The sequence below is a fragment of the Kitasatospora sp. NPDC034035 genome (assembly GCF_055575755.1).
Genome location: NZ_JBVISA010000093.1, coordinates 1 through 5,336 on the forward strand (window position 1 = coordinate 1; position 5,336 = coordinate 5,336).

A 5,336-nucleotide genomic window follows, 5' to 3' on the forward strand; every position below is an offset into this window, starting at 1 on the left:
CTGCCGTTCGTCGTCGCCCTCAACGGCTTCGACGGACACCAGCCCCACACCGCCGACGAGGTCCGCGAAGCCCTCCAGCTGGGCCCCGACACCCCTGTGGTCACGCTCGACGCCCGCCGCCGCGACAGCGCCAAGAGTGCCCTCATCACCCTCGTCGAACACGCCCTGCTCGCCCGCCTCCGCTGAGCGGGACGCGCCGCGCACCGGACCCGGACGGCCCGGCGGCGAGCGCGCGGGCAACCGGAACCAGTCAGCCCCGTCGGCCCGTCGTTGCAACGGGCCGACGGGGCCGCGCCGCTTACGGGCCGGTGTCCTTCCGGGGCCCCGCGCAAGACCCGTGTATAAGCAGCCGATAACAGTTCGGTAGGCATTTTGTGATCAACAATGACGCAGCGTGGCGATTCAGCGTCACTCAGCGCCAGATGACCACGGTTTTGCTCCGTCATGTCGGTGAATGTCCGGATTGCGCCGACGCGGGTGCCAGACGGCGGCTGTTTGTCCCCCATCCCTGCACGTGCTGAAATTCCAGCTACCCCTGATTCTTTCGTGTCGGCCCGTCCGGCGACGGGTCAGGGCCCGGGGGTAGCGCTGGATTGATCCATGGCCGACTGTCGGCCGAGAGGTAGTTGTCGAGTGAGGCGTAAGCAGCAACCCGCCCCGCAGCGGCGCTCCGAGCCCCGCCAGAGCGAGCCGAACGGTACCCCCGGGAGCCCGGCCGGATTCTCCGCGTTCACTCCCACCGAGGAACGCCCCCCGGCCGCACCGGCTTCGACGCCCCCGAGCCTCGCCTCGGCGCCCCGCAGCGGCGGCGCGCAGGGCGGCGAAGGCGGCACGGGCCGGTACGAGTTCCTCCGCCCGCGGAACTGGCGTGTGCCGACCCGTCTGATCGCGATCCTGCTGATCCCCGTGATCATCAGTCTCGTCTTCGGTGGTCTGCGAGTGAACACCTCGGTCGACGGCTACATCAAGGCCTCCCGCGCCGAGAAGACCGCCGAGCTGGCCAAGGCCGCGACCGAGCTCGCCGAAGCGCTGGAGAACGAGCGCGACAAGACGCTCATACCCCTGCTCACCAAGCAGGACCCGAACAACGAGGTCACCAAGCGCCGCGCCGACACCGACGCCGCGCTGAAGGCCTACAACGCCGCGTACGAGGCCACCGACAAGTCCGGTGAGCTGCCGCGCCGCCACGAGGCCTTCCAGTCGCTGATCATCGACCTGCCGCACCTGCGGGCCAACGCGTACAGCCCCGAGCTGTTCCTCAGCGCGACCGCGAGCGCCTACTCGGTGATGTTCGCCCCGCTGCTGGCCTACGACAACTCGGTCGGCATGGGCTCCTCCAACGCCACCAGCAAGGGCCGCGCGATCTACGCGATGTCCCTGGCCAAGGCCTCCGCCTCGACCCAGCGCTCGCTGATGCTGAGCCTGCTGGTCGGCATCGCGCAGAACGGCACCACCCGGTACGAGAACGCCGACGCGACCCAGCAGATCGTGGTCGCGGAGAAGCTGGAGCAGGTCTCCCTCAACGAGTTCAACACCGGTAGCGCCCCCGAGGACGCCAAGAAGTACTCGGACGCGCAGGTCGCCCTGGCCACCGCCCAGGACCGCTCGGCGTACAAGATGCCGAACGGCCACGCGCCCACCATGCAGGGCCTGCTGGCCCTGGCCGCCGCGTACAGCCAGGCCGCCGCCGAGGGCCAGCTGAAGGGCAAGGCCACCGCCGACGCCGCGTTCGCCGAGGCGAAGGCCTCCGGCCTGACCCCGGACAACTGGAACCAGGCCGCCAACACCCACATCCAGGCCCTGCGGAACACCGAAGTCGTGCTGCTGGACGACGTCCTCACCGAGTCCCGCAACCTGAAGGACAACGCGCTCTACGACGCCATCCTCAACACGGTCATCGTCGTCGCCTCGCTGATCCTGGCCGGCCTGCTCACCGGTTACGTCGCCCGCTCGATGATCCTCGGCATGCGCACCCTGCGCAGCGCCGCCCTGGAGATCGCCGACCACCGTCTGCCCGACCTGGTCGAGAAGCTCTCCAAGACCGACCCCGACCGGGTCGACACCTCGGTGACCCCGATCCCGCTGCACGGCAAGGACGAGATCGGCGAAGTCGCCCGGGCGTTCGACCAGGTCCACCAGCAGGCCGTGGCGCTCGCCGCCGAGCAGGCCCTGCTGCGAGGGAACGTCAACGCGATCTTCACCAACCTGTCGCGCCGCAGCCAGGGCCTCATCCAGCGCCAGCTGGCGCTGATCACCGACCTGGAGAACAACGAGGCCGACCCGGACCAGCTGGAGAACCTCTTCAAGCTGGACCACCTCGCGACCCGTATGCGCCGCAACGGTGAGAACCTGCTCGTCCTCGCGGGCGAGGAGGCCGGCCGCCGCTGGAACACCCCGGTCCCGCTGGTCGACGTGCTCCGCGCCGCCGCGTCCGAGGTGGAGCAGTACGAGCGCGTCGAGCTCTCCGGCATCCCGGAGGTCGAGGTCGTCGGCGCCGCCGTGACCGACCTCGTCCACCTGCTCGCCGAGCTGCTGGAGAACGCCACCTCGTTCTCCAGCCCGCAGACCCGGGTGCTGGTCAACGCGACCCGCCTGCCGGACGGCCGCGTGCTGGTCGAGATCCACGACAAGGGCATCGGCCTCACCGCCGAGGACTTCGCCGAGATCAACGAGAAGCTGGCCGAGCCGCCCACGGTCGACGCCACCATCTCCCGCCGCATGGGCCTCTTCGTGGTCGGCCGGCTCTCCCAGCGGCACGACATCCGCGTCCAGCTCCGCCCGTCCGGCGAGTCGGCCGGCACGACCTCGCTGGTCATGCTCCCGCCGTTCGTCACCCAGGGCGGTGCCGCGCCGGAGCCCGAGGAGCAGTTCACCGTCTCCCGGATCTTCGCCGACCAGGAGCCGACCGACCAGTGGGCGCCCGACGCCCGCGCCCGCAGCGCCGCCGAGCTCGGCTTCGACGACCACCTCACCGGTGTCGGCAACGCCGGCTCCAGCGGGTTCAGCCCGGCCCTGGAGGCCGTCCAGCGCTCGCAGCGCCTCGACCAGGTCCGCCGCGCGGCCCTGGAGGGCGGCGCCCCGGACGGCCCGGTGCTGGACGCCGAGGTCGAGGAGGACTACCAGCAGGGCTACGACCAGTACGCCCCGCAGGGTTACCAGCAGGGCGGCGCCTACGCCGACGACCAGTACGGCTACGAGCAGCAGGGCTACCAGCAGGACGGGTACGCCCAGGACGGCTACGACCAGTACCCGCAGCAGGGCTACGACCAGCAGGGCTACGCCGAGGACCAGTACGCCGACGAGCAGTACGGCTACGACCAGGGCGGCTACGCCGACCAGTACGGCCGCCAGGCCCAGGAGGCCCCGGCCGGTCACCCGTACGCCCCGGAGCCGCCCGCGCTGCCCGCCGCCGACCAGGCGCCCACCACCCTGGCGTCCGGGCTGCCGCAGCGCCGCCCCGGCGAGCAGCTGGCGGGCGGTGGCCCCGGCAGCGCGCCGGCCGGCGCCGTCCCGTCGGGCGACAGCCCGAACTGGTTCGCGGGCGCCAAGGACACCTCGATGCCCCTCGAGTCGCGCGGCCACGACGTGTCCTCGCTCGGCGGTTACGGCCCGACCGGCCCGACCGCCGCCTGGCAGTCGCCGAACGACGGCGACTGGCAGCGGGCCGAGCAGCTGCGCGAGCCCTCCTCCGCCGGGACCACCCAGTCCGGTCTGCCGCGGCGCGTGCCCAAGCAGAACCTGGTGCCCGGCAACGCCAAGCCCACCCCGCAGGACGGGCCGCAGGTCTCCCGCAGCCCCGAGGAGGTCCGTGGCCGCCTCACCAACCTGCGCCGCGGTGTGGAGCAGGGCCGCAGCGCCGGCAACACCGGAAGCTTCCGGATCGACCCCGATCAGGTAGACCAGTCCGGCAACGGACAGAACCGCAGCACCGATCTCTTCGGCGGCTCGAACCACCAGGAGCGTTGAGTTGACTCAGATGAGCCAGGCCGCACAGAACCTGAACTGGCTGATCACCAATTTCGTGGACAACACCCCCGGGGTGTCCCACACCGTGGTGGTCTCCGCGGACGGCCTCCTCCTGTGCATGTCCGAGGGCTTCCCGCGCGACCGCGCCGACCAGCTCGCCGCCGTCGCCTCCGGCCTCACCTCCCTCACCTCCGGCGCCAGCCGGATCTTCGAGGGCGGCGAGGTCAACCAGACCGTGGTCGAGATGGAACGGGGCTTCCTGTTCCTCATGGCCGTCAGCGACGGCTCCGCCCTCGCCGTCCTCGCCGCCCCCGACTCCGACATCGGCCTCGTCGGCTACGAGATGGCCCTGCTCGTCGACCGCGCCGGCGCCGTCCTCACCCCCGCACTTCGCGCGGAACTCCAGGGCAGTCTCCTGCACTGACGGTTCGTCGGATACCGTCCAGGTATTCGAAGTACCTCCGCGTCCTTCCCGGGCCCGCTTCGGCGGGCTCGGGTTCGGACGTTGTACGGCCTTCGCACCACCGGCTCCGGACCTGCGCCGAAGCTGAACCGCACCGCCGCACCTTGTGAGGAGAGGAACCGTGACACCGCCCGACGACCGCAGCGGCCAATACGGTCTTCCGTACCCTGGCACAGGCCATGACGCTTTCGGAGCACCCGGCGTCGGCCACGGTCAGCAGTACGGCCGGCACCAGTACGGGCAGCCCCAGCACCCGTATGCCAGGCCCGAGGAGCAGTACGGCCAGTACGAGCAGTACGACCAGTACGACCAGCAGCAGCCCTCCTACGGCGCCCCGGCGCCCGGCTACCCGACTCCGGCACCGGCGCCCGAGCCGACGCCCGGTTTCCGGCCGGCCCAGGACCCTGGGTACACCGAGGAGTTCGAGGACGAGCCCGACTCCGGCCCGCTGATCCGTCCGTTCGCTATGACCGGCGGCCGTACCCGGCCCCGCTACGAACTCGCGCTGGAGGCCCTGGTCTCCGCCGACGTCGATCCGCAGCGCCTGGCCACCCTGCTCCCCGAGCACCAGCGGATCTGCACGCTGTGCACCGAGGTCAAATCCGTCGCTGAGGTGTCGGCGCTGCTCTCCCTTCCCCTGGGAGTGGCCCGCATCCTCGTGGCCGACCTGGCCGAGGCCGGCCTGGTCGCCATCCACCAGCCCGCTTCCGGCGGCGAATCCGGAAACCAGCCCGACGTCACGCTGCTCGAAAGGGTCCTCAGTGGACTTCGCAAGCTCTAACGCGGCCGCCCCCACCCGCGCCACCACCTCCGCGAAGATCGTCGTCGCGGGCGGCTTCGGTGTCGGCAAGACCACGCTCGTCGGCGCCGTCTCCGAGATCAACCCCCTGCGCACCGAAGCCGTCAT

General features: G+C 71.1%; 3 protein-coding genes and 2 pseudogenes. All 5 read left to right on the forward strand.

From position 1 onward, the window contains the following. Positions 1–186 (forward strand): annotated as a pseudogene (locus ACZ52J_RS42630) (ATP-binding protein); the annotation flags it as partial. 684 nt (positions 187–870) lie between these two features. After that, positions 871–3,966, forward strand: a complete 3,096-nt coding sequence (locus ACZ52J_RS42635; RefSeq protein ID WP_465626808.1) for a nitrate- and nitrite sensing domain-containing protein — start codon at positions 871–873, stop codon at positions 3,964–3,966. Positions 3,967–3,976: 10 nt separating this feature from the next. After that, positions 3,977–4,390 carry a roadblock/LC7 domain-containing protein gene (locus ACZ52J_RS42640; RefSeq protein WP_030248297.1) on the forward strand — a complete coding sequence of 138 codons (414 nt, stop codon included), beginning with the start codon at positions 3,977–3,979 and terminating at the stop codon, positions 4,388–4,390. Positions 4,391–4,550: 160 nt separating this feature from the next. Then, positions 4,551–5,210 (forward strand): DUF742 domain-containing protein, encoded by a 660-nt coding sequence (locus ACZ52J_RS42645; protein ID WP_465626810.1) that lies wholly within the window; start codon positions 4,551–4,553, stop codon positions 5,208–5,210. Next, positions 5,191–5,336: pseudogene (locus ACZ52J_RS42650) on the forward strand (ATP-binding protein); the annotation flags it as partial. The gene ACZ52J_RS42645 and the pseudogene ACZ52J_RS42650, both read left to right, overlap by 20 nt.